20 protein-coding genes are annotated in these 23,118 nt (G+C 70.9%); 12 read left to right on the top strand and 8 right to left on the bottom strand.

The annotated features are described in order from the left end of the window. The first annotated feature begins 74 nt into the window (after positions 1–74). The 5 genes from H521_RS25880 to H521_RS0113690 all read left to right on the top strand — a co-directional run bounded on the left by H521_RS25880 (position 75) and on the right by H521_RS0113690 (position 6,582). The gene (locus H521_RS25880; RefSeq protein ID WP_022893601.1) at positions 75–224 is read left to right on the top strand and encodes a hypothetical protein; all 150 of its coding nucleotides are present in this window, start codon (positions 75–77) and stop codon (positions 222–224) included. Positions 225–348: 124 nt separating this feature from the next. Next, positions 349–1,317, top strand: coding sequence for a UDP-glucose 4-epimerase GalE (gene galE / locus H521_RS0113705; protein WP_022893600.1), 969 nt, complete (start codon positions 349–351; stop codon positions 1,315–1,317). A 152-nt stretch (positions 1,318–1,469) separates the two neighbouring features. After that, positions 1,470–1,790: a WhiB family transcriptional regulator gene (locus H521_RS0113700; protein WP_022893599.1), complete on the top strand. Its 321-nt coding sequence runs from the start codon at positions 1,470–1,472 to the stop codon at positions 1,788–1,790. 120 nt (positions 1,791–1,910) lie between these two features. Continuing rightward, positions 1,911–5,123, top strand: a complete 3,213-nt coding sequence (locus H521_RS23395) for a glycosyltransferase family 2 protein (RefSeq protein WP_022893598.1) — start codon at positions 1,911–1,913, stop codon at positions 5,121–5,123. Next, positions 5,113–6,582: a DUF5719 family protein gene (locus H521_RS0113690; protein WP_022893597.1), complete on the top strand. Its 1,470-nt coding sequence runs from the start codon at positions 5,113–5,115 to the stop codon at positions 6,580–6,582. The genes H521_RS23395 and H521_RS0113690 overlap by 11 nt, the downstream gene beginning before the upstream one ends. 17 nt (positions 6,583–6,599) lie before the next feature. Here the strand turns inward: H521_RS0113690 and H521_RS0113685 are convergent, their stop codons facing one another. After that, positions 6,600–7,043: a hypothetical protein gene (locus H521_RS0113685; RefSeq protein WP_022893596.1), complete on the bottom strand. Its 444-nt coding sequence runs from the start codon at positions 7,041–7,043 to the stop codon at positions 6,600–6,602. An 85-nt stretch (positions 7,044–7,128) separates the two neighbouring features. Between H521_RS0113685 and H521_RS0113680 the strand changes: the two genes are divergently transcribed. From H521_RS0113680 to ahcY, 3 genes are read left to right on the top strand one after another with little or no spacing between them, the layout of a single operon-like run. Continuing rightward, positions 7,129–7,344, top strand: coding sequence for a DUF3499 family protein (locus tag H521_RS0113680; protein ID WP_022893595.1), 216 nt, complete (start codon positions 7,129–7,131; stop codon positions 7,342–7,344). Then, on the top strand, positions 7,341–8,774 hold the full coding sequence (locus tag H521_RS0113675; RefSeq protein ID WP_022893594.1) for a phosphomannomutase/phosphoglucomutase: 1,434 nt from the start codon (positions 7,341–7,343) through the stop codon (positions 8,772–8,774). Before H521_RS0113680 ends, H521_RS0113675 begins: the two co-directional genes overlap by 4 nt. 41 nt (positions 8,775–8,815) lie before the next feature. Continuing rightward, positions 8,816–10,294, top strand: coding sequence for an adenosylhomocysteinase (gene ahcY, locus H521_RS0113670; protein WP_026482282.1), 1,479 nt, complete (start codon positions 8,816–8,818; stop codon positions 10,292–10,294). Between the two features lie 32 nt (positions 10,295–10,326). Here ahcY and H521_RS0113665 read toward each other — a convergent pair whose 3' ends face one another. Then, positions 10,327–11,169: an RDD family protein gene (locus tag H521_RS0113665; protein WP_022893592.1), complete on the bottom strand. Its 843-nt coding sequence runs from the start codon at positions 11,167–11,169 to the stop codon at positions 10,327–10,329. Positions 11,170–11,186: 17 nt separating this feature from the next. On the opposite strand from H521_RS0113665, the gene H521_RS0113660 reads away from it, so the two are divergent. Further along, a complete protein-coding gene (locus tag H521_RS0113660; RefSeq protein ID WP_022893591.1) occupies positions 11,187–12,182 on the top strand; it encodes a stage II sporulation protein M in 996 nt (331 codons plus the stop codon). A 98-nt stretch (positions 12,183–12,280) separates the two neighbouring features. On the opposite strand, the gene aqpZ is transcribed toward H521_RS0113660, so the two are convergent. The 6 genes from aqpZ to H521_RS26450 form a co-directional block, all read right to left on the bottom strand. Then, complete coding sequence (aqpZ, locus tag H521_RS0113655) at positions 12,281–13,036, bottom strand: aquaporin Z (RefSeq protein WP_022893590.1); 756 nt, start codon at positions 13,034–13,036, stop codon at positions 12,281–12,283. A gap of 172 nt (positions 13,037–13,208) precedes the next feature. Then, on the bottom strand, positions 13,209–14,546 hold the full coding sequence (locus H521_RS0113650; protein WP_022893589.1) for a DUF58 domain-containing protein: 1,338 nt from the start codon (positions 14,544–14,546) through the stop codon (positions 13,209–13,211). A gap of 19 nt (positions 14,547–14,565) precedes the next feature. Then, positions 14,566–15,555, bottom strand: coding sequence for an AAA family ATPase (locus H521_RS0113645; protein ID WP_022893588.1), 990 nt, complete (start codon positions 15,553–15,555; stop codon positions 14,566–14,568). Then, on the bottom strand, positions 15,552–16,862 hold the full coding sequence (locus H521_RS23390) for a DUF4350 domain-containing protein (protein ID WP_022893587.1): 1,311 nt from the start codon (positions 16,860–16,862) through the stop codon (positions 15,552–15,554). The genes H521_RS0113645 and H521_RS23390 overlap by 4 nt, the downstream gene beginning before the upstream one ends. Then, positions 16,859–17,572, bottom strand: a complete 714-nt coding sequence (locus H521_RS26455; RefSeq protein ID WP_022893586.1) for a DUF4129 domain-containing protein — start codon at positions 17,570–17,572, stop codon at positions 16,859–16,861. The genes H521_RS23390 and H521_RS26455 overlap by 4 nt, the downstream gene beginning before the upstream one ends. Next, positions 17,569–18,798 carry a glycerophosphoryl diester phosphodiesterase membrane domain-containing protein gene (locus H521_RS26450; RefSeq protein ID WP_022893585.1) on the bottom strand — a complete coding sequence of 410 codons (1,230 nt, stop codon included), beginning with the start codon at positions 18,796–18,798 and terminating at the stop codon, positions 17,569–17,571. The genes H521_RS26455 and H521_RS26450 overlap by 4 nt, the downstream gene beginning before the upstream one ends. Positions 18,799–18,969: 171 nt before the next feature. Here H521_RS26450 and mtrA point away from each other — a divergent pair, with 171 nt between their 5' ends. The 3 genes from mtrA to H521_RS23375 are packed head-to-tail and all read left to right on the top strand — an operon-like array spanning position 18,970 to position 23,079. Then, entirely contained in the window at positions 18,970–19,650 is a 681-nt protein-coding gene (gene mtrA, locus H521_RS0113625) for an MtrAB system response regulator MtrA (RefSeq protein ID WP_022893584.1), read from the top strand. Positions 19,651–19,658: 8 nt separating this feature from the next. Then, positions 19,659–21,401 (top strand): MtrAB system histidine kinase MtrB, encoded by a 1,743-nt coding sequence (gene mtrB / locus H521_RS23380; RefSeq protein ID WP_022893583.1) that lies wholly within the window; start codon positions 19,659–19,661, stop codon positions 21,399–21,401. Next, positions 21,394–23,079 (top strand): LpqB family beta-propeller domain-containing protein, encoded by a 1,686-nt coding sequence (locus H521_RS23375; protein ID WP_169513994.1) that lies wholly within the window; start codon positions 21,394–21,396, stop codon positions 23,077–23,079. The genes mtrB and H521_RS23375 overlap by 8 nt, the downstream gene beginning before the upstream one ends. Positions 23,080–23,118 lie beyond the last annotated feature (39 nt).

Below are 23,118 nucleotides of genomic sequence, written 5' to 3'. Positions count from 1 at the left end.
TTTGGCAGGAATCGATCGTTTGATGGCCACTCTGCCACTGTCGGCAGGATCTGGCAAGCCATAGATTTACTGCCATGACCACGATCATCTTCCTCGTCCTCGCGGGACTCGCCATCTGGGGCGTGCTCGCCACCGTGCTCCGCCTCGACACCGATGGCTACGGCCGCCCTGAGATCCGCGACCGCACCCGCCACGCAGAGCACCAGCCGGTACGCCAGGCCTGAGACCGACGCCGCAAGCGCCCGCCGCGGTTGCCGCTGCGCCGGTTGAGCCTGTCCGCCGCGGCGCTGCGCCGCCGCCGGATACGATCGTTCCCGGTGCGGAGGTTCCGCGCCGGGAGGCGGGAACATGAGCTGGCTGGTCACCGGAGGAGCGGGATACATCGGAGCGCACGTCGTGCGCGCGTTCGTTGCGCAGGGCATCGATGCGATCGTGCTCGATGATCTGTCGTCGGGGCGTCACGGGTTCGTTCCCGAGGGCACTCCGCTCGTGCACGGGAGCATCCTCGACGGCGGTGCGGTCGAGCGGGCGATCGATCGCTACGACGTCCAGGGCGTCGTGCATCTCGCCGGATTCAAGTACGCCGGCGTCTCGGTCGACCGCCCGCTGCACACCTATCAGCAGAACGTGACGGGCACCGCGACCCTGCTCGCCGCGATGGAGGCCAAGGGCGTCGACCGCATCGTCTTCTCGTCGAGCGCCGCCGTCTACGGCACGCCCGACGTCGCTCTCGTGACCGAGGCGACCCCGAAGCAGCCGCAGTCCCCCTACGGCGAGTCCAAGCTCATCGGCGAGTGGCTGCTGGCCGATCAGGCGAAGGCGCGCGGCCTCGCGCACACGAGTCTTCGGTACTTCAACGTGGTCGGCTCGGGCACGCCCGAGGTCTTCGACGTCAGCCCGCACAATCTCTTCCCTCTGGTCTTCGACGCGCTGCTCGACGGACGTACGCCCCGCATCAACGGCGACGACTACCCGACCCCCGACGGCACGTGCGTGCGCGACTACATCCACGTCGCCGATCTCGCGGAGGCCCACGTCGTCGCGGCCCGACGACTCGCGGCCGGCGAGCCGCTCGAGCCCGTCTACAACCTCGGCTCCGGAGACGGCGTCTCGGTCGGCGAGATCATGCGGGCGGTCGCCGAGGTCACCGGCATCGCCTTCACCCCCGAGGTCGCACCGCGCCGGCCTGGTGACCCTGCTCGCATCGTCGCCTCGGGCGAACTTGCAGCCCGAGACCTCGACTGGCGCATGCGCCACTCGCTCGCCGAGATGGTGGAAAGTGCGTGGCAGGCCCGCCGCGCGGCATCCGATTCGTAACGTCTGATCATCACCCGGCGTGTCGGCGCGGTCTTCAAGCCTCGACAGCGGCTTGAGGGTTTACGATCTGCGACTTGACTCTCGCGAATTACACCGGTGTAATTGTCATGACACACCCTCTGGGTGGTCGGTACAACTGGGTGGGAGACGATATGGGCAATCCTGAATATCGTTCTGGAGTACCTGACGATTGGTTCGTCGATCCGGTCAGGCTGGGCGTTCCGGGGGTTCGTTCGGTCGCAGACGATGACAATCCGTTGGCATGGCAGAGCGACGCGCTATGCGCACAGACCGATCCCGAGGCGTTCTTCCCCGAAAAGGGCGGATCGACGAGGGACGCGAAGAAGATCTGCACCGGATGCGAGGTACGAAACCAGTGCCTCGAGTACGCGCTCGGCAACGACGAGCGCTTCGGCATCTGGGGCGGTCTGTCTGAACGCGAGCGTCGCAAGCTCCGCAAACGAGCGGTCTGAGTCGCGGGGTCTGCTTCGGCAGACCCCGCGCTCGTTCAGCCAGGCGACTTCGTCTCGTCGTTTCGAGGCACGCCGTAGCGATGACGGATGCCGCGTGGCGGGCCGCTTAGGCTGACCTCGATGTTCCCCAGAGTCACCGCCGTCCTCGTCGCACATCACGGTGGCGACCACCTCAGACGCACGCTCGAGGCGCTCCGAGCGCAGCGCCGCATGCCCGATGCGCTCATCGTGGTGCTCAGCGAGGCGGATGCCGAGGCCCGTGAGCTCGCCGATGGCGCATCGCCCAGCCACGTGGTGGAACTCTCCCAGCGGCTCTCGTTCGGTGAGGCCGTGCGCGCCGCCGAGCGCGTGCTCGACGCACCCACGTCCGACGGAGATGCCCTCTGGCTTCTGGCGGAAGATACTGCTCCCGCCCCCGATGCCCTCGAGCGACTCGTGGCGAACCTCGAGACGGCGAAGTCCGTCGCGATCGCCGGGCCGAAGCTCCGCGAATGGGACGATCCCGATCGCATTGCAACGTTCGGTCGCACGATCACGCGGTTCGGACGCAGCGTCGGGCTCGTCGCCGACGAGCTCGACCAGGGGCAGCACGACGGGTTGAGCGACGTGCTCGGGCTCGATCCTGCAGCGATCCTGGTGCGGCACACGGTCTGGCGTTCGCTCGACGGCTTCGACCCGGGGCTGCCGACGGTCGACGATGCACTCGACTTCTCGATCCGGGCACGCCTGGCCGGTCACCGGGTCTCGGTCGTGCCCGAAGCGCACGTGCACTTCGCGGGCGATGGCGTGGCGGGCCCACCGTCCGACCCGCGCGCTCGCGCCAGCCGGCGTCGAACGCGTGCCGCTCGAGCGGCGGCACTGCATCGACGACTCGTCTACGCGCCCGCGGCCGCGGTGCCGGTGCACTGGCTCGTCTTCCTTCCACTCGCGATCATCAGGTCGATCCGGCTCCTGCTCGTGAAGTCGCCCGGAGCAATCCCCGGGGAGTTCTCGGCCGCGCTCGGCACGATGTTCTCGGGAATGCGGGTGGCACGCGCCCGGCGCACGCTCAAGTCGGCGCGAACCGTCGGCTGGTCGGCGATCGCGCCGCTGCGCATGCAGCCCGACGAAGTGCGGCGTCGTCGCCAGCACGCGGCCGAGGCGCGGCGGGCGAGGGCGCGAGGCCGCAAGCACGAGCTGCAGTTCCTCGGAACGGGCGGCGGCTGGGTGCTGCTCGCGTCGATCGCGGCATCCGTCGCCCTCTTCTCCTGGTTGCTCGGTGCACGTGGCCTCAGCGGCGGCGGCATCCTGCCGCTGTCGAGCGGCCTCGACGAGCTCTGGCGCAATGCCGCCTATGGCTGGCGAGACATCGGCGCCGGCTTCGTCGGCGCCGCCGACCCATTCGCCGGCGTGCTCGCGGTGCTCGGCTCGATCGCGTTCTGGGCGCCGTCGTTCGGACTCGCGCTGCTCTGGCTCCTGGCTGTTCCGGTGGCGACGCTCGGCGCTTGGTTCGCCGCGTCGCGGCTGACCGAGCGCGGTTCGGTGCGTGCCGTGGCCGCGCTCCTCTGGGGCCTCGCGCCGCCGTTGCTCGTCGCCCTCGCCGACGGGCGACCGGGCGCCGTCCTCGCGCACATGCTGCTCGGCTGGCTCGCGTTCGCCGTGTTCGGTGCGGCGACGTCGTGGGCAGCAGCGGCGACGGCTTCGCTGCTCTTCGCCGGTGTCATCGCCGCCGCCCCGAGCCTCGCTCCCGCCTTGCTCGTCGCCTGGCTCGTCGGGCTCGCGGTGAGCGGGCGGGCAGCCGTTCGTCTCGCGGGACTGCCGCTGCCTGCCGCGGTGCTCTTCGTTCCGCTCGTGATCGCCCAGCTCGGCCGCGGAACGCCCCTCGCTCTGCTCGCCGACCCGGGGCTTCCGCTCGACAGCGCGGCGCCATCCGCGTGGCAGCTCGCGCTCGGCTTCCCGGGTGCACGGTGGGGTGCCTGGGGCGACTTCCTCGGCGGCGCCGTGCCACTCGATCCGAAGTTGCTCCTCACCGTGCTCGTGCTGCCGCTGCTGCTCGCCGCGCTCGCATCGGTGCTCGCGCCCGGCATTCGAGCGGCCGTGCTCAGCCTCTCCATCGCCCTTCTCGGGTTCGCGACGGCGGTCGCGGCAGCGCACCTCGCCGTGGCCCTCGCCGGTCCCACGGCGGTGCAGCTCTGGCCCGGCGCCGGCCTCAGCCTCCTCTGGCTCGGCCTGCTCCTCGCGGCCGTCGTCGCGCTGAACGCCGTGCCGCGCGGTGGCCCCGTCATCGCGTGGGTCGTGGCCGTCGCCGCCGTCATGGCCGTCGTACCCACCGGAGTCGGCATCGCCACGGCATCGACGGCGATCGCGCCCGCAGCCGAACGCACGCTGCCGGCGTTCGTCGGGGCGGAGACTGACGGCGACCCCCGTGTGACGACCTTGCGCATTCAGCCGGAGGCCGACGGCAGCATCCGAGCGACGCTCGAGCGCGGCGCCGGCACGACCCTCGACGAGCAGTCGACGCTCGAGCAGACGCGCGAGGAGATGACCGATGACGAGCGAGAGCTCGCCGAGGTCGCCGGCAACCTCGCCTCTCGCAGCGGCTTCGACCCCGATGCCGCGATTCGCGAGTTCGGCGTCTCGTTCGTGCTGCTCGCCTCGACGACGGGCGACGAGCGCGAGGCCGAGGCGACGACGGAGCGGGCGCGCACGGCTCTCGACGGCAACGCAGCGCTCACCTCTGTGGGTGAGACCGATTTCGGCATGCTCTGGCGGTTCAGCGCGGCAGAGCCGGATGCACCCGCGGCGCAGATTCCCGCAGGGGCCGGTGGTGCGCTCTCGGGCATCATCACTGCGGTGCAGATCATCGTGCTGGGTGCCACGCTCCTGCTCTCGGTGCCGACCGGTGCGGGGCGCGAGGCCGATCGTCGGCCGGTGCGCCGTCGGCCCGTGCGGCGTCGCCCGCAGCGGAAGCCGCGCGGGAAGCTCGCGGCCACGGAGTCCGAGGAGACGCCGGCGGCGTCGGATGGCGAGACGGACGCCGACCACGGCGAGACCGCGACGTCGTCAGGCGAGTCAGCCGAACCCTCCGAGCAGTCCGAGACCGTCGAGGTCGCAGCCCAGGCCGACGAGGCGGTCGACGGAGCAGTGCCGGCCGACGATGCCGACGATGCCGACGATGCCGACGATGCCGACGAGGCGGAGCCGGCCCCGACCGAGAAGCCAGTCGAACCGGCCGAGTCCGCGCACACGTCGGGAAGCGAACCATCGCCCAGCGCGGCCGATGAGCCACCACCATCGGAACCACCCGCCCCAGCCCAACCCGAAGCGCCGAAGGGAGACGACGATGAGCGTTAGCCGCCGCATCGCCCGCATCGGCGGTCGCGCCGCCGGATTCCTCGTGGCGGTCGCACTCGCGGCCGCCACCCTCACCGCGGCCGCCCTGGTGCCATGGCCCGAGCTCCGGGTGGCGCCGCCGTCGCTCGTGGTGCAACCCGCGGAGAGCCGTCAACAGCGCGTCTGCGCCGGCCCCCTGCTCACGCTCGCCGACGACGCCGCCGCCGCGACCACCGCCTCCTCCATCGGTTCGGCCGACCTGACCACCGGTGCCGAGCCCGACGAGGCCGAGATCACCGAGACCGCGCTCGACGCGCCGGGCAACCCTCGCGCCGACCGCGACGGCACACCGGTCGTGCTCAGCGTGGAGCCGGGAACCGTCGACGCCGGCATGCTCGCCGGAGCGCAGTCGCAATCCGCCTCGACCGAGACCATGGCGGGGTTCGCCGCGATCGCGTGCGCCGAGGCGAGCGCCGAGTCGTGGCTCGTCGCGGGGGCGACGACGCTCGGGCGGACCAGCCTCGTGTCGCTCGGCAACCCCACCGATGTCGCCGCGACCGTCGACGTGCGCGTGATCGGCGAGACCGGTGCCGTTGAAGCCGGCTCTGCGCTCGGCATCATCGTTCCCGCCGGGGCTCAGCGCGTGGTGTCACTCGCGGGGCTGGCACCGAACCTCACCTCGCCTGTCGTGCACGTGACGAGCACCGGCGGCATGGTCGCTGCCGCGCTCGAGCAGTCGGCCGTCGACGGCCTCGCACCGGCGGGCGTCGAGTTCACGGGCGCCGCCGCGGCGCCCGCGAGCAGCCAGGTGATCCCCGGCTTCGTGGTCGCCGAGACCGGCGGCGTCGATCCCGCCGATGACCACGCCGAGGGTGACGGGTTTCCTGCGGTGCGCATGCTCGCGACCGGCGATGAGCCGGTCGACGTCTCGATCGGGCTCATGCCCGAGGGCGGTTCGGGAGCAGGGGGCTCCACCATCGAGGTGACGCTGCAGCCCGGGCGCACGACCGACGTGCCGCTGGGGGTACTCGATGCCGGCGCCTACACGGTGCGTCTCGACGCCGACGGACCCATCGTGGCCGCGGCGCGAGCGACGACGGGAACGCCGGGCGCTGATCCCGTTCCCGGGCAGTCGGATGCCGCGGCATCCGTCGATCTCGCCTGGACCGTCTCGACCACCCCGCTCCTGGCCGACGCGGTCGTCGCCGTGCCCGACGGCCCGTCGCCGACCCTGCACCTGGCGAACGCGAGCGGTGAGAGCGCCGACGTGGAGTACTCGATCGACGGGCAGGCCCGCACGGTGACCCTCGAGGCCGGCAGCGCGACATCCGTCGACCTCGAGGCGCGTACGACCGTCCGGCTCGCCGGTGTCGAAGGGGTGCACGCCTCGGTCTCGTTCGCAGGCGTGGGCGAACTCGCGTCCTTCGGCGTACAGCCGCCCGGCCCGCTGGACTCACCGATCCGCGTGTTCCCGCGGTAGCGGGCGAGCAGCGCGGCTCAGAGGTGCCGGTAGCGCCCCGGCGCGAGTTCCCATGGGTCTTTGCCGAGCAGGTCGGCGATCGCACGGAAGACGCAACTCTCGATGAGCAGCTTCTCTTCGCGCTCCTCGCCCTCCTGCAGGCGCAGGAAGCGCACGATCGGCAGCCGGTAGAACACGATGCGACGCTCGTCGTGGAAGACCTTCCAACGGTCGACGTGATCGTCGTGGATGGCCTCGGCCGGCCCCTGCGAGACCTCGAAGACGACGCCCTCGAGCTCGGGCCAGAGACCGCGAAGGTAGGCGGCGGTCGTGCCGACGGTGAGCTCGAACTCGTCGAGCCGGTTGTGCAGCATCGGCAGGTGCGGCCCCGTGACGGCGGAGCGCAGGCCGCGGCCGTGGCGATCGCGGGCGAGCCGCCGTGGCGAACGCGGCTCGGAGGCGACGCGGCGAGATCGGGGCATACCCCCATCGTACTGAGTCGCTCGCCGCGATCGGCCTGAGTCGTTCGCCCCGATCGTCGGTGGCGCTCGCTACTCTGGGGGAGCCATGAGACGTTGTTCGCGCACCGCATGCCCCGCCGAGGCGGTCGCCACGCTCACCTTCGACTATGCCGATTCGATGGCCGTGCTCGGCCCGCTCGCGCTGACGCGGGAGCCGCACGGCTACGACCTCTGCGCGCGTCATGCCGAGCGCACCTCGGCCCCGGTCGGGTGGCAGGTCGTGCGGCATGTGAGCCTCGGTGAGGTAGGTTTCAAGGCATGAATTCCGCTGCATCATCGGGTGCTCGCGCGCGCCTCGACGCCATCGTGAAGGCCTACGATGTGCGAGGCATCGTCGGCGAAGGACTCACTGCTGAGACGGTCGAAGCGCTCGCTGCGGCGTTCGTCGACGAGGTCGGCGCGGGCGGCGGCCGGGTGGTCGTCGGGCACGACATGCGCGACTCCTCGCCCGGGTTCGCCGAGGCATTCGCGCGCGGCGCTACGGCGCGCGGGGCCGACGTGGTCTCGATCGGGCTCTGCTCGACCGATGAGAGCTACTTCGCCTCGGGTTCGCTCGACGCAGCAGCCGCGATGTTCACGGCGAGCCACAACCCCGCTGCCTACAACGGCATCAAGTTCTCTCGCGCGGGCGCGCAGGGCATCTCGCAGGACACCGGGCTCGCAGCCATCCGCGACGGCGCGGTCGACTACCTCGAGCAGGGCATCGTCGCCGTCGCCTCACCCGGTTCGGTGACGCACACCGACGTGCTCGCCGACTACGCCGCCTACCTGCGCTCACTCGTCGACCTCAGCGCCGTTCGGCCGCTCAAGATCGTCGTCGACGCCGGCAACGGCATGGGCGGGCTCACGGTTCCGGCCGTGCTCGGCACCGCGGCCGGGCTGCCCGAGCTGCCGCTCGAGATCGTTCCGCTCTACTTCGAACTCGACGGCACCTTTCCCAACCACGAGGCGAACCCGCTCGAGCCCGCGAACCTCGTCGATCTGCAGCGCGCGGTCGTCGAGCACGGCGCCGACCTCGGCCTCGCCTTCGACGGCGATGCCGACCGCTGCTTCGTCGTCGACGAGCAGGGCGGCGCGATCACGCCCTCGGCCGTCGCCGCGATCGTCGCGGTTCGCGAGATCGCGAGGGTGCGCGCGGCAGGCGAGACGGATGTCTCGGTCATCCACAACCTGATCACCTCGCGCTTCGTCGCCGAGGCGATCGAGCAGGCCGGAGCGAACCCGGTGCGCACCAGGGTCGGGCACTCGCTCATCAAAGACCAGATGAAGTCGACCGGTGCCGTCTTCGGCGGCGAGCACTCGGCGCACTACTATTTCCGCGACTTCTGGGGCGCCGACAACGGCATGCTCGCAGCGATGCACGTGCTCGCCGCGTTCGGCGAGCAGCTCGCGCCGCTCTCCGAGATGTCGGCGCGCTTCACTCCCTATTCCCTGTCGGGCGAGATCAACTCGGTCGTCGGCGACGTGCCGTCGGCGTACACGCGCATCGTCGAGGCCTTCACCGGCCGGGCCGAGTTCGATGAGCTCGACGGCCTCACGGTCACCGGCACGACCGACGGCGACGAGCCGTTCTGGTGGTTCAACGTGCGCCCCTCGAACACCGAGCCGCTGCTGCGCCTGAACGCCGAGGGTCAAGACGCGGCCACGATGGCCGCGGTTCGCGACGAGGTGCTCGCCCTCATCCGCGGCTGACCCGGCGGCTCGCACGGCGCGAGCCTGCGAGAATGGTCGACATGGATGCTGCCGTCACCACCGCCCTCCCGTTCAAGATCGCCGATCTCTCGCTCGCCGAGGCCGGCCGGCACCAGCTGCGGCTCGCCGAGAACGAGATGCCGGGGCTCATGGCCCTCCGTGAGGAGTTCGGCGCGTCGAAGCCCCTCGCCGATGCCCGCATCGCCGGCAGCCTGCACATGACCGTGCAGACGGCCGTGCTGATCGAGACCCTCGTCGCGCTCGGCGCGCAGGTGCGCTGGGCGAGCTGCAACATCTTCTCCACGCAAAACGAAGCCGCGGCGGCCGTCGTGGTCGGCCCCGACGGCACCGTCGATGCGCCCGCAGGCGTGCCGGTCTACGCGTGGAAGGGCGAGTCGCTCGAGGAGTACTGGTGGTGCACCGACCGCATCTTCGACTGGTCGGCCGAGGCCGCGGCATCCGGAGCCGACTGGATCGGCCCGAACATGATCCTCGACGACGGCGGCGACGCCACGATGCTCGTGCACCACGGCCGTGACTTCGAGGCAGCGGGCGCGGTGCCGGCAGCAGCCGACGACGCGAGCCACGAGTACCGGGTCGTGCTCGACACGCTCCGCCGGTCGCTCGAACTCAGCTCCGACCGCTGGACCCGCATCGCGGCCGAACTCCAGGGCGTCACCGAAGAGACCACGACCGGCGTGCACCGGCTCTACGAGCTGCACGCGAAGGGCGAGCTGCTCTTCCCGGCGATCAACGTCAACGACTCGGTCACGAAGTCGAAGTTCGACAACAAGTACGGCATCCGCCACTCGCTGCCCGACGGCCTCAACCGCGCCACCGATGTGCTGATGGGCGGCAAGGTCGCCTTCGTGGTCGGCTACGGCGACGTCGGCAAGGGTGCCGCCGAGGCGCTGCGCGGGCAGGGCGCTCGCGTCATCGTCTCGGAGGTCGACCCGATCTGCGCGCTGCAGGCCGCGATGGACGGCTATCAGGTCGCCCGTCTCGACGACGTGATCGGCGACGTCGACATCTTCGTCACCTGCACCGGCAACAAAGACGTCGTTCGAGTCGAGCACATGCTCGCCATGAAGCACCTCGCGATCGTGGCGAACGTCGGCCACTTCGACAACGAGATCGACATGGCCGGGCTCGAGTCACTCGCCGGCGCCGAGCGCATCGAGATCAAGCCGCAGGTGCACGAGTGGCGCCTGCCGACCGGCCGCTCGATCCTCGTGCTCTCCGAGGGTCGGCTGATGAACCTCGGCAACGCCACGGGGCATCCGTCGTTCGTCATGTCGAACTCGTTCACCAACCAGGTGCTCGCGCAGATCGAGCTCTGGACCCGCCCCGAGCAGTACCCGATCGGCGTCTACGTGCTGCCGAAGCACCTCGACGAGAAGGTCGCCCGACTGCACCTCGACTCGCTCGGCGTCGAGCTCACCGAGCTCTCGTCCGAGCAGGCCGCCTACATCGGCGTTCCGGTCGAGGGGCCGTACAAGGTCGACCACTACCGCTACTGAGTTCGAGGCGGATGCCGCGAGCTCGCGGCAACTCAACGAACGGGGAAGCCCGGCGGTGTCGCGGTGAGCACCGGCTCGAGCGCCGTCATGCGCGCGTCGACGAGTGCGAGCGCCGTGGCGTCGCGGTCGCGCCGAAGCGCGGCGACGGCGGCGAGGAAGAGCTCGGGCGACGCGTCGGGCAACGGCGACACGAACGGCGCCACCTCGGCGGCGAGGGATGCCGCGGCACGGACGCGGCTCTCGGGCGAGAGGTGCTCGGCGTTGGTGAAGAACGACGCGACCCGGCGCGCGATCGGGTCGGGCAGCCGCCCGACATCGGCGATCGTCGCCCAGCCGGCGAGCTCGCCCGGCACGCCGAACGCGGTCGAGGGGAGCTTCGGCACGCGTTCGACCTGGGCGTGCGTGCCCGCGAGCAGGTCGCCGAGCCGCTTCGACGACGGGTTCAGGAAGCCGACGAGCACGGCCAGACCGCCGAAGGTCAGGTAGATCTCGAGCACGCCGGTGAGGGCGCGGATGAAGGCGTGCCGGAACCCGATCGCGCCGCCGTCGTCTCGCACGACTCGCAGGCCGAGGGCGAGCTTGCCGAGCGAGCGACCACGACTCGCCGTCTCGACCGCCGTCGGCACGACGACGATGCACGTCACGATACCCGCGGTGAGAACGGCCTGGAAACCCGTCGGGTCGATGCCGAGGCCCGCGAACGCGAACAGCAGCCCGATGATCAGGAGCACGGTGACGAGCACGTCGATGGCTGCGCCGCCGGCCCTCATGAGGGCGCTCGCCGGGCGGATGTCGAGCGAGACGGCCTCGCCGGTGACCACGCCCTCGTCGTCGAATCGGGCGATGCGCTGTGCGCCGGCGGGGGCTTGTGCCATGGGTAGTATTCAAGCAGATGGACCTCGATGCACTCGCCTCCGCCCGCCACGACGACTGGCAGCGACTCGACGTGCTCGCTCGTCGCAAGCGCCTCGACGGCCCCGGGGCCGATGAGCTGATCGAGCGCTATCAGAGCGCGGCATCCGACCTCTCGCTCGTGCAGACGACCGCGGGGGCGACACCCCTCGGAGATCGGCTGTCGGTCTCGCTCGCGCGGGCGCGGCTGGCCTTCACCGGTGCCCCCGAGAACCCGTTGCGACAGTTCACCCGGTTCGCGGTCGTGACCCTGCCGGTGGCGCTGTACCGGTTGCGATGGCTCACCCTCGCGGTGGCGCTCGCGACGGTCGTCGTCGCGGCGCTCTACGCGTGGTGGCTCGGCAGCGACCCGCGAGCGCTCGCCTCGGTCGGCAGCGAAGACGAACTCCGTCAGATCGCCGAAGAGGGCTTCGTCGCCTACTACTCCGAGAACCCGGCGGCGTCGTTCGCGGGCGCGGTGTGGACGAACAACGCGTGGATCGCGGCGCAGTGCGTCGCGTTCGGCATCGTCGGCGTCTGGGTGCCGTGGGTGATCCTGCAGAATGCGCAGAACCTCGGCATCAATGCCGCCGTGATGTTCGCCTACGACGAGGCCGACACCTTCTTCCTCTACCTCGCCCCGCACGGCCTGCTCGAGCTCACGTGCGTCTTCGTCGCAGCCGCCGCCGGGCTGCGCATCTTCTGGGCGTGGGTCGCCCCGGGCGCGCGCTCACGCGGCGTGGCGCTCGCCGAAGACGCCAGGGCGCTCTTCAGTGTCGCGCTGGGGCTCGTGTTCTTCCTCTTCGTCTCGGGAATCATCGAGGGGTTCGTCACCCCGGCGCCCTGGCCGTGGCCTGTGAAGATCGGCATCGGCGTCGCGGCGCTCGGCGGGTTCCTCGCGTACATGCTCGTGCTCGGTGGGCGCGCGTGGCGCGCAGGCGAGACCGGCGACCTCTCCGAGTTCGACGCCGGCGCCCGGCGCATCGTCGCCGGCTGAGACACCACACACCTCGACCCGTCGCGCCACGTGCAGGAACGGCGATGGCGGATGCCTCGAGGGACATCCGCCATCCCGTGCGACGTTCGGGGAGTGCTCTACGCCGTGAGCTGCTTCGTGCGATCGAAGACGAGCTTGTAGACGAGGCCGGCGATGACGGCTCCGACGATCGGCGCGACGATCGAGACCCAGAGCTGCGTCCAGGCGATGCCGCCGCCGTAGAGCGCCGTGGCGATCGAACGTGCCGGATTGAAGGAGGCGTTCGACACGGGGATCGCGATGAGCGCCAGGAGCGTCAGGGTGAGGCCGATCGCGAGCGGGGCGAAGCCGACGGCGGCGCGAGCGCTCGTGACGCCGAGGATCACGAAGAGGAAGACCGCCGTCGTGACGGTCTCGATCAGGAAGACCGAACCGAGGCCGAAGCCGCCGGGGGAGAGCTCGTCGTAGCCGGTCGACGCGCCGGTGAAGATGACGATGTCGAACTTCGGACCCACCGAGAGCACTCCGAGCAGCACGGTCGTCGCCAGGATGCCGCCGAGGATCTGCACCGCGATGTAGGGGCCGACCTCCTTCCAGGCGAACTTGCCGGCGACGGCGAGCCCGAAGCTCACCGCCGGGTTGAAGTGGCCACCCGAGACCGGGCCGAACGCGTACGCGCCGACGACGACCGAGAGGCCGAGGGCGAGGGCGACGCCGAGGAAGCCGACGTTCAGCCCGCCCTCGCCACCGCCGAAGCCGGCCGCGAAGACGACGGTGCCGATGACGCCGAAGACGAGGATGAAGGTGCCGAGGAACTCGGCGGTGAGCTTCTGCGCCGTCGAGGGAGCCTCGATGACGGTTGCCGTGTCAGACACGTGGGTTCCTTTCGTAGGAGGACAAGACGGAATCGGCGCCAACCCCCGGGCGCCTGAGGTGACGATATCGAGCCGAACCGTCGCGGAGCGTGAACCTGACGCGAATGTTGGGAATCAGCTGAACGCGGCGACACCGAGGGTCACGCGGCGACATCGGCGCCGCGCCGGCGACTCAGAGTTTGCCCGACGCCTTCAACTCGAGGTAGAGGTCGGCCAGAGCCGGCGGCAGCTCGTGAGGGGCGGCCGTCACCGTGAGCGCGCCGAGGCGGCGCACGGCAGCGCCGACCCGCTCTCCGTCGAGGAGGCCCCGCTCGGCTGCGGCCGCCACGTAGACCTGCTCGAGGTCGTCGCGTGCGCGCGCGGCCTCGATGAGCGCGGGGTCGGCGACGGATGCCACGACCACCGTGTGCCGCGAGGTCAGTTGCGGGAGCACCGAGAGCAGCCCGCGGGCGCTTCCGGGCGAATCGGCCCCGGTGAGCAGCACGACGAGGGCGTGCCGGTTCGTGATGCGGCGCACCTGCCCCGGCACCGAAGCCCAATCGGCCTCGATCAACTCGGCGTCGATGCCGGCCATGGTGTCGACCATGCGGGCCAGCAGTTCTGGGCCGCTCGCGCCGTGCACCCGGCCGCGCAGTCGACGGTCCCACGCGAGGAAGTCGACGCGGTCGCCGGCGTGCGAGGCGAGTGCGGCGAGCAGCAGCGATGCCTCGAACGCGGTGTCGAGTCGCGGTTCGTCGGCGATGCGGGCGGCCGCCGTGCGTGACGTGTCGGTGACGATGACGATGCGCCGGTCGCGCTCGGGTCGCCAGGTGCGCACCATGAGCCGCATGTTGCCCGGCACCTCGGGGTCGGCGTGCCTCGCCGTCGCCCGCCAATCGATCGAGCGCACGTCGTCGCCGCGCACGTACTCGCGGATCGAGTCGAACTCCGTGCCCTGCCCGCGGATGAGCAGCGGCGTGCGACCGTCGAGTTCGCGCAGCCGCGTGAGCCTCGATGGCAGGTGCACCCTGGAGTGGAACGGCGGCAGCACACGCAGTCGCGCGGGCGCGGCGAGGGTGGCTTGTCGCGACCAGAGCCCGAGCGGGCCGGCCGAGCGCACCGTGACCTGCTCGGTGCGGCGGTCGCCGCGTCGCCACGGAGAGAGCTGCAGGGTCACCCGGCGGCGCTCGGCCGGCGGAATGCGCAGTCGCGCGCGGTTGCTGCCCGCGAGGCCGGCCGATGGTTCCCACGCATCGCGCACGGTGGCCCGAAGCACCCGCTGGCCGAGGTTCTCGACACTCAACACCGTCGTCACCGACTCACCCAGCCTGACCCGGTCGGGCACCTCGCGGTGCAGCGCGACCTGACGCGGCGACGCGGCCAGCGAGAGGTCGAGCACGCCGGCGCCGATCGCGAGCACGAGCCAGCCGACGAGCGCGAGCCACGCCTCTGCCGCGCCCACGGCACCCGCCACGACGACAGGAACGACGCCGAGGGCGACGAGGAGTGCGAACCGACCGGTCAGCGCCATTTCAACGTCCGAGTCATGTTCAGAGCGGCACCTGCACCTGTTGCACGATGGACTGCAGCACGGCGTCGACCGACACGCCCTCGAGCTCGGCCTCGGGCCGAAGCTGCACTCGGTGGCGCCAGACGGGCAGCAGCATCGCCTGCACGTGGTCGGGGGTGAGCGATTCGTAGCCCGTGAGCCAGGCCCACGCCTTCGATGCGGCGAGCAGGCCGGTCGTGCCGCGGGGGCTCACGCCGAGACGCATCGACGGGCTGCGCCGCGTGGCGCGCGCGAGGTCGACGAGATAGCCGAGCACGTCGTCTTCGACGCGAACAGCGGATGCCGCGGCGCGGGCCGCCGCGAGCTCGGCGGCGCCGAGCACCGGCGTGACGCCGGCGGCGGCGAGATCGTGCGGGTCGAAGCCATCGGCATGACGCCGGAGCAGGGACAGCTCGGCCTCGCGCTCGGGCACGTCGAGCACGAGCTTCAGCAGGAACCGGTCGAGCTGGGCCTCGGGCAGGGAGTACGTGCCCTCGTACTCGATCGGGTTCTGGGTCGCCGCGACCATGAACGGGTCGGGCAGAGGGCGGGTCACACCGTCGGCCGAGACCTGGCGCTCCTCCATCGCCTCGAGCAGCGCCGACTGGGTCTTCGGCGGGGTGCGGTTGATCTCGTCGGCGAGCAGGATGTTCGTGAACACCGGCCCCTCGCGGAACGCGAAGTCGCCCGAGCGCGGATCGTAGGCGAGCGAACCCGTGACGTCGCCGGGCATCAGGTCGGGCGTGAACTGCACACGCCGCGTCTCGAGCTGCAGGGTTCGACTGAGCGTGCGCACGAGCAGCGTCTTGGCCACACCCGGCACGCCCTCGAGCAGCACGTGCCCGCGAGTGAGCAGGGCGATGATGAGCCCCGTCACCGCGCCCTCCTGCCCGACGACGGCCTTGCCGACCTCGGTGCGAACGCGATTGAGCGCCGCGCGGAGCTCGTCGTCGGTCGCGGCTCCCGTCGGAGTGGTGGTGGGGTCGGTCATGGTCGCCTTCCTGTGGGGTCGTCGCGATCGGGCGATGCGTCGGAGGTCGGGGCACGGGGTGCCGCCGCGCGCGGGTCGAGCGTACGCTGCACCTCGGCCTCGAGGCGCGCGAGCTCTCCGGCGAGTTCCACGAGCTCGCGGTCGTGGGCTGGTTGCACGTCGGCGAGCAGCTGTCGCACGGCGGCCTCGTCACGGCCGGTCGCCTGCGCCGCGGCATCCGCCACCTCGGCGAGCTCGGCGGAGCGCGGCAGTCGAAGCACGCGAGCGATGCGACGGACGGTGCCGATGCGCAGTTGGTCGAGCGCGTGGGTTCGCGACGCGGTGCGTGCGTAGAGGCGCGCCCGGCCGGCACTCGTCTCGCCGGCCGGCACGTGCACCGGCAGGTTCTCGACGACGAGCGGGCCGAAGCGGCGGCCGCGCCAGATGCCGACGACGATCACGATCACGATGGCGAGCAGCATGACCGGGCTCACCCAGCCCGGCGTCAGCTCGCCGATCGTCGGGGCGTCGGCGGCGTCGGCGTCGGCCGGGCCGGGCAGGTACCAGACGAGGTCGTCGGTTACGCCGGTGAGCCCGATCGCGAGCGCCGCGTTGCCCGACTCGGCGATGGTCTCGTTGGCGAACACGGTGGTCGCGCCGACCATGGTGAGTTCGCCGCCACCGGCGCCGGGCCCGGCGACGACCGCGAAGCCGAAGTCGCCGTCACGGAAGCAGCCCTGCCAGCCGGCGTCGGCGGCATCGTCGTCGATCGTGAGCAGACGTTGCCCGTCGGAGAGTGCGCCGGCTCGTTCGGCCGCGCCGAGATCGCAGCCCACGGCATCGACCGGGCCGCTCGCGGCCCCGGCGAGGCGAACTCCGGGGGCGAGCGCCTCGAGCGCGCCGAACGCCGGTTCGACGACGACGAGCCGGTCGGATGCCGCGGCGAGTTCGCGGAGGCGGCGGTCGTCGAGGATGCCGGACTCGTCGTAGAGCAGTACCGTGGCGCCGCGCTCTGCGGCGGCGAGGGCGGGTTCGTAGGAGCGGCTCTCGGTCACCGTGATGCCATGATCGCGCAGCACCTCGACGAGCGCCTTCGCACCTGCCGGTGCGGGATTGTCGGCGCCCATCGCCGGGCCGGGCGTTCGTGCGCCGCCCTGGATCGCGAGCACGAGCAGGGCGCCGAGCACGAGAACGGCGCCGATCACGAGCCAGGCGCGTCGATGGCGCAGGAACGCTCGCACCGTCGGCGTCACAGCGGGGGCCGTCGGCGTCGCGGCGTCGGTCACGGTCGTCGTCGACGGCGCCGTATCGACCACGGGCGGCGTCATCGAGCGGCCCCGGCGCCTGGGGGTGCATCGTCGCCGACGGGCGCTCGGCCCGTTCGATCGGCGGCGAAGCTGCCATCGGCGCTCGCGGGCCGCGCACCCGCGATGTCGCGCTCGAGCGTCGTCAGCCGCTCGTAGTCGTCGGCGGAGCCGCCGCGCCCGAGATACCGGACGCCATCGAAGTCGCGTGCCGCCGACTCGAGCGCCGTTCCGAGACCGGGGAAGGACTTCGCGGCGGCAACCGAGAACCCGCGAGCGGTCGTGCCGGGATGAACCGTGACCACGTCACGGTCGACGAGACCGCGCACGAGCGCGCGGAACCGCTCCTCGATCGCGAGGGGCCAGTCGCCCGCCGCCGCTGCGCCGGATGCCGCTCGGCGCAGCGTCTCGAGATCACGTCGGTCGTGATCGTCGAAGAGCGGCACCTCGCCGCGCCGTCGCCGTCGCAGCCGAGGCAGCCCGAAGACGAGGAGCCTGATCACGACGACGGCGATGACGAGCAGCACGAGCAGCAGGGTCAGGAGCGGCCCCGGCAGACCGGTGGCGCCGTCGAAGAGGCCGAAGAACCAATCGCGGATCGCCTGCATCGCGAGGTCGAACGGATTCGGCTTCGCGGCCTGGTACTCGGGCCCCGTCAATTCGTCTTCGAGCCATCGACGCGCCTCGTCGGCGTCGGGGTCGAGCGGGGAGCCGCGGAGCAGAGTCGGAGTCACGGGGTCGCGGGCGCGGCCGATGGAGCGGGCGCGGCGGCCGGCGGGCGATACGGGTCGTCGACCGGCGCGCCGGCGTCGCGCTGTTCGATGTGCCGCACGAGTTCGAGGTCGAGGGCTTCTTTGCGCATGCGCAGGTCGATGTAGATGACCGCGACGAGTGACGCCTGCACGACCGCCGTGATCGCCCCGATCAGCAGGGAGAGGATCATCGTGATCACGAGTGTCACCACGGTGATCGGGATGGCGGCACCGTTGCCGGTCGGATCGATGATGGCGGCGAGGATGGTGCCGACGAGCGACACCGGCTGCACGACGACCTGTGCGGCGAGGTTGAGGATGACGGCGACGAGCAGCAGAGTGCCGAAGGTGCGCCAGAAGAATCCCTCGGTCAGGCGCCACGATCGTCGCATCGCGGTGCCGACGCCGGCGCCCTCGAGCACGATGAGGCTCGGCACCAATGAGAGTTTCGTGCCGATCCACGCGGCGACGACGAACACGCCGAGCCCGGCCAGCAGCAGCACCAGAACCGTGACGATGATCGTGACCGGGTCGAAGAAGGTCGCCGCCACGATGATCGCGACGAATGCGGCGAACACGACCACGATCGCACCCGTGAGCATGGCGGTCCAACCGAGCAACGGCCAGATCCGCTTCGCCGCTCGCTTCCACAGGGCGCCGAACCGCAGCCGCTCTCCGAGGGTGCCGGTGGCGACTTCGACGACCATCACGCCCTGCAGGAACGCGCTCGCGATGAGCGAGACGATCACCGGCACGAGCATGAGCAGCAGGAATCCGCCGACCGCTCCGGACAGGAGCGCGTCGGCGTCGTCGGAACTCGCTGCGCCCTCGACCCGGGTGACGATGAAGATCGCGAACGGCACGAACACCGCGAGCGTGCCCACGACCGAGATGAGCTGCACCACGAGGCCGGTGCCGAACGTTGCGGCGGGGTTGCGGCGCAGCACCTTGAACGGCGCCCAGAGCACGGTTCCGAAGCCCAGCGGATGCAGCGGGATGAGGCCCGGCTTCGGCGGGGGAGTCCAGCCCTGTGGGGCGCCGAACGCAGGCGAAGCGGGAGCCGCCCAGTGCTCTGGCGACGGTGCGGGCCATTGCGCGGGTTGCTGGTGCGGGCCGGGAGCCTGCTGCAGGCCGGGAGCCGGCTGCGGCTGCGGAGCCGATTGTGGGGCGGGAGCGCCGCCGGGCGCCTGCCAGTCGTGGTCTGACACCTGTGGGGCTCCTTCCGGCGGATTCCCACCATGCTCGCACATTTCCGGGCCGCGCCGATGCCCTCCGCCGGGCGTCAGGGGCGCCTTGGCGCCCGACCGACTACGCTTGACGACGACGCTCGGCCCACTGATTCCGGCTAGGGGCCCGACGGTGCTGACAGGAATGAACGGATGACCTCTCGCGTACTCGTCGTCGACGACGACACGGCCCTGGCCGAGATGATCGGCATCGTGCTGCGCACCGAGGGCTTCGAGCCCTTCTTCTGCGCCGATGGAACGAGCGCGCTCGCGGCGTTCCATGAGACGAAGCCCGACCTCGTGCTGCTCGACCTCATGCTGCCCGGCATCGACGGCATCGAGGTCTGCGGCCGCATCCGTGCCGAGTCGGGCACTCCGATCATCATGCTCACCGCGAAGACCGATACGGCCGACGTCGTGAAGGGCCTCGAGTCCGGCGCCGACGACTACATGGTCAAGCCGTTCAACCCGAAGGAGCTGGTGGCACGCATCCGCACCCGGTTGCGTCCGACTCCGGATCCCGTCGCCGCCACCCTCGGCATCGGCGACCTCACGATCGACGCGGCCGGTCACGAGGTGCGACGGGGCGAGACCCGTATCAATCTCACCCCGCTCGAGTTCGACCTGCTGCTCACACTCGCGTCGAAGCCCCAGCAGGTCTTCACCCGCGAGATGCTGCTCGAGCAGGTGTGGGGCTATCACTACAAGGCAGACACCCGCCTCGTGAACGTGCACGTGCAGCGACTGCGAGCGAAGGTCGAGCACGACCCCGACAACCCGCGCATCGTGATGACCGTGCGCGGCGTCGGCTATCGAGCCGGCGCGACCACCTAGGCGAGCGGATGTCGCAGGCGGAGGCCCCGGCCTTCTTCAGCACGGGTTCGTGGCGCGAACTGGCGCGGCGCGCGGCGACCCTGCCGCGGCACGTCGCCGAGCTCTGGCGGCGTTCCCTGCAGTTCCGCACCGTCATCATCACGTTGGCGCTCTCGTCGCTCGCGATCTTTGTCATCGGCCTCTACATCTCGTTCAGCGTGGCGTCGAACCTCTTCCAGACCCAGCTCGAGGACGCGCTCGACGACGCCAACAATGCGACGACTGCGGCTGAGAGCATCCTCGGGGCGGCAGACGCCGCCGATCCGGATTCACTGCAGGAGGTGATGGCGCAGGTGGAACGCTCGGTGCGCTCCGTCTCCGGCAGCTCCTCGATCGCCTACTTCCAGCCCGACGACGCGTCGAGCGGTGCACCGCCGACCCGCATCGCGCCGAGCCTGAACGGGGTCATCACGCCCGAGCTGCGCGAGCAGGTGCAGGGCGCCGACGGCGGGCAGTACTGGCAATCGGTCTCCCTCGAGGACGCCGACGACGGCGCCGACGACCCGGGCATCGTCGCCGGCAGCACGATCCTCGTGCCCGGTGCCGGCGAGTACGAGCTCTACATCGGCTACAACTTCGCGGCGGCGCAAGAGACGCTCGCGTTCATGCAACTCGTCGGGCTGATCGGCGCTGCCGCACTGCTCGTGCTGCTCAGCGTCATCACCCTGCTCGTCGTGCGGTGGGTCATCGAGCCGATCCGCTCCGCGGCGACCACGAGCCGGCGGCTCGCGGCGGGCGACCTCGGAGTGCGCATGCCCGAGAAGGGTGAAGACGAGCTCGCGACGCTCGCGGCCTCGTTCAACGGCATGGCCGACAGCCTGCAGGCCCGCATTCGCGAACTCGCCGAGCTCTCGGTGATGCAGCAGCGCTTCGTCTCCGATGTCTCGCATGAGCTCCGCACGCCGCTCACGACCATCCGGCTCGCGGGCGACGTGCTCTACGGTCAGCGTGACGACTTCCCCGGCCCGACGTCTCGCACGGTCGAACTGCTGCACACGCAGACCGAGCGGTTCGAGACCCTGCTCTCCGACCTGCTCGAGATCAGCCGCTACGACGCCGGATCGATCGAACTGGCGACCGAGCCGACGAACCTCGTGCACCTCGCTGGCGACGCGATCGAGTCGATGCACGAGCTCGCGCACAGTCGCGGCAGCGAGTTGCGACTCGACGCCCCCGGCGGTCACCTCGATGCGAGGGTCGACCCGCGCCGCATCCGCCGCATCGTGCGCAACCTGCTCGGTAACGCCATCGAGCACGGCGAGGGTCGGCCGATCGTCGTGGCCGTCGACAGCAACGAGAGCGCCATCGCACTCTCGGTGCGCGATTACGGCCTCGGCATGACCGCCGATGATGCGGCCCGGGTGTTCGACCGCTTCTGGCGGGCAGACCCGAGCCGCACCCGCACGATCGGCGGCACGGGCCTCGGCCTCGCGATCGCCCTCGAAGACGCCGTGGCTCACGGTGGCGACCTCGAGGTGTGGTCGCGGCGCGGCTCCGGCACGGTGTTCCGCCTGACCTTGCCGCGCGACATCGCCGACACCGAGGTGGTCTCACCGTTGCCGCTCGAGCCAGAGGACATCGACGCGAGCGGGCCGCCGCCGACCGGGGTCGTGCGCGCGGTCGAGACGGAGACGACGGTCGAGACGGATGCCGCGGGGCGGGCGGCCGCGGCGAGGCGGGCCGATGCCCGGAGGGAGGTGCACGATGCGTAGTCGTGTGATCGGTGCATCCGTGGTGCTCGCCGTCTCGGTGCTGCTCGCCGGATGCGTCTCGATTCCGAGCTCGGGCGGGGTCAACGCAGGTTCGCCTGCGCTCGGCGAGGAATCGCTCGAACTCGACACGATCGTGCCGCCGCCTGCGAAGGACGCGACTCAGGAGCAGATCCTGCTGGGATTCTTCGACGCCGCGGCGAGCCCGCGCAACAACTATCAGGCTGCGCGCCAATTCCTGACACCGGCGTTCGCCGCCGAGTGGCGCGCGAATGCCGACACGACCATCGACGTGCGCGCCGACCGTGACCTGACGGCGGTGAGCGACACCTCGATGGTGGTCGACGCCACTCCGGCGGCGTCGCTCAGCGAGAGCGGGCAGTACGACGTGTCGGAGTCCAGCGCCCCGCTCTCGCTGTCGTACACCTTCGAGCAGATCGACGGGCAGTGGCGCATCTCGGCAGCGCCGCCGGGTCTGCTCATCGACGAGACGACGTTCACGCAGGTCTTCCGAAGCTACGCCCTCTACTTCTTCGACCCGGGGTTCGACCACCTGGTGCCCGACCTCCGCTGGTTCGCCGGTCGCGACTCGGCGCAGACGAGCATCGTGCGGGCGCTCCTCGCCGGCCCCGCGGAGTGGCTCGACCCCGGTGTCGTCTCGGCATTCCCCGACGGTGCGCGGCTCGATTCGGCGTCGGTGCCTGTCGCCGATCGAGAAGCCGAGGTCGACCTCTCGGGCGCGACATCCGACGACGTCTTGACGGTGCAGCGCATGGAGTACCAGCTGCAGCAGAGTCTCGACGGCGTTCCCAACGTCGACGGCGTGGCCCTGTCGCTGAATGGCGTCGAACAGGATGTTCCCGAACTCTCTCCGGGGCCGCTGAAGAACTCGCCCATCGATCCACGCCCAGCCGTGTTCGACGGCACGACCTTCGGCCACCTCGCCACATCCGGAGAGGGCATCGAGCAGCTCCCCGAGCTCTCGCCGCAGATCGAGGCGCTGAATCCGATCGGCGTCTCGCTCGGTGCCGGAGACGAAGCGGCCGCGGTGCTCGGCGATGGGGTGTCGCTCGTGCGTGCCGGGGAGGATTCCGTGCTGCTCGATCCGCGCGACGGGCTCATCGTGCCGGCGATCGACGGGTTCGGCTACGTCTGGTCGGTACCGGCTGATCACCCCGACCAGCTGGTCTGGTTTCCGGCCGACGGTTCGGCCGAGGGCGTGCAGATGCCCGTGCCGTGGAGTGCATCCTCGATCGCGGCCCTGGAGATCTCGCGGGACTCGACTCGACTCATCGCCCTGCTCGGCGACGGAGCGAGCACGCACTTCGTAGCTGCGTCGATCGAGCGCGACAGCGCCGGGCTCCCGATCGCACTGAGCGCGATCACGCTCGGCCTCGCGGATGTCGCGGGCACCCCGCTCGACGTCACGTGGGTCGATGCCCGCACCGTCGCCTCGCTCACGGCGCTGCCCGGCGGGGGCACTCGAGTCATCACCCAGGAGCTCGGCGGCTTCGCCGTGTCGCGGCCGGGACCCGAGGGTGGCATCGCGATCGACGGAGGCAACAGCGTGCGCGACCTCCGGGTGCTGCTCGAGACCGGGGAGCTCGATGCGCCGAGCGGTGTCGGCTGGCAATCGCGGGCGAGCGGCATCCGGCTCATCGCATCGCAGCAGGCCAACTGATCCCACTCCTCCTCCACAGGTCTCGGTCGCTCCCGACGT

The sequence above is a fragment of the Agromyces subbeticus DSM 16689 genome (assembly GCF_000421565.1).
GTDB classification, from domain to species: domain Bacteria; phylum Actinomycetota; class Actinomycetes; order Actinomycetales; family Microbacteriaceae; genus Agromyces; species Agromyces subbeticus.
This window is presented reverse-complemented; position numbering and strand designations above follow the sequence as displayed.

Bases quoted from the DNA above. Each gene is read 5' to 3' on its own strand.
- H521_RS25880 (WP_022893601.1), top strand. From the start codon at position 75: ATGACCACGATCATCTTCCTCGTCCTCGCGGGACTCGCCATCTGGGGC.
- galE (WP_022893600.1), top strand. From the start codon at position 349: ATGAGCTGGCTGGTCACCGGAGGAGCGGGATACATCGGAGCGCACGTC.
- H521_RS0113700 (WP_022893599.1), top strand. From the start codon at position 1,470: ATGGGCAATCCTGAATATCGTTCTGGAGTACCTGACGATTGGTTCGTC.
- H521_RS23395 (WP_022893598.1), top strand. From the start codon at position 1,911: ATGTTCCCCAGAGTCACCGCCGTCCTCGTCGCACATCACGGTGGCGAC.
- H521_RS0113690 (WP_022893597.1), top strand. From the start codon at position 5,113: ATGAGCGTTAGCCGCCGCATCGCCCGCATCGGCGGTCGCGCCGCCGGA.
- H521_RS0113685 (WP_022893596.1), bottom strand. From the start codon at position 7,043: ATGCCCCGATCTCGCCGCGTCGCCTCCGAGCCGCGTTCGCCACGGCGG.
- H521_RS0113680 (WP_022893595.1), top strand. From the start codon at position 7,129: ATGAGACGTTGTTCGCGCACCGCATGCCCCGCCGAGGCGGTCGCCACG.
- H521_RS0113675 (WP_022893594.1), top strand. From the start codon at position 7,341: ATGAATTCCGCTGCATCATCGGGTGCTCGCGCGCGCCTCGACGCCATC.
- ahcY (WP_026482282.1), top strand. From the start codon at position 8,816: ATGGATGCTGCCGTCACCACCGCCCTCCCGTTCAAGATCGCCGATCTC.
- H521_RS0113665 (WP_022893592.1), bottom strand. From the start codon at position 11,169: ATGGCACAAGCCCCCGCCGGCGCACAGCGCATCGCCCGATTCGACGAC.
- H521_RS0113660 (WP_022893591.1), top strand. From the start codon at position 11,187: ATGGACCTCGATGCACTCGCCTCCGCCCGCCACGACGACTGGCAGCGA.
- H521_RS0113650 (WP_022893589.1), bottom strand. From the start codon at position 14,546: ATGGCGCTGACCGGTCGGTTCGCACTCCTCGTCGCCCTCGGCGTCGTT.
- H521_RS0113645 (WP_022893588.1), bottom strand. From the start codon at position 15,555: ATGACCGACCCCACCACCACTCCGACGGGAGCCGCGACCGACGACGAG.
- H521_RS23390 (WP_022893587.1), bottom strand. From the start codon at position 16,862: ATGACGCCGCCCGTGGTCGATACGGCGCCGTCGACGACGACCGTGACC.
- mtrA (WP_022893584.1), top strand. From the start codon at position 18,970: ATGACCTCTCGCGTACTCGTCGTCGACGACGACACGGCCCTGGCCGAG.
- mtrB (WP_022893583.1), top strand. From the start codon at position 19,659: ATGTCGCAGGCGGAGGCCCCGGCCTTCTTCAGCACGGGTTCGTGGCGC.
- H521_RS23375 (WP_169513994.1), top strand. From the start codon at position 21,394: ATGCGTAGTCGTGTGATCGGTGCATCCGTGGTGCTCGCCGTCTCGGTG.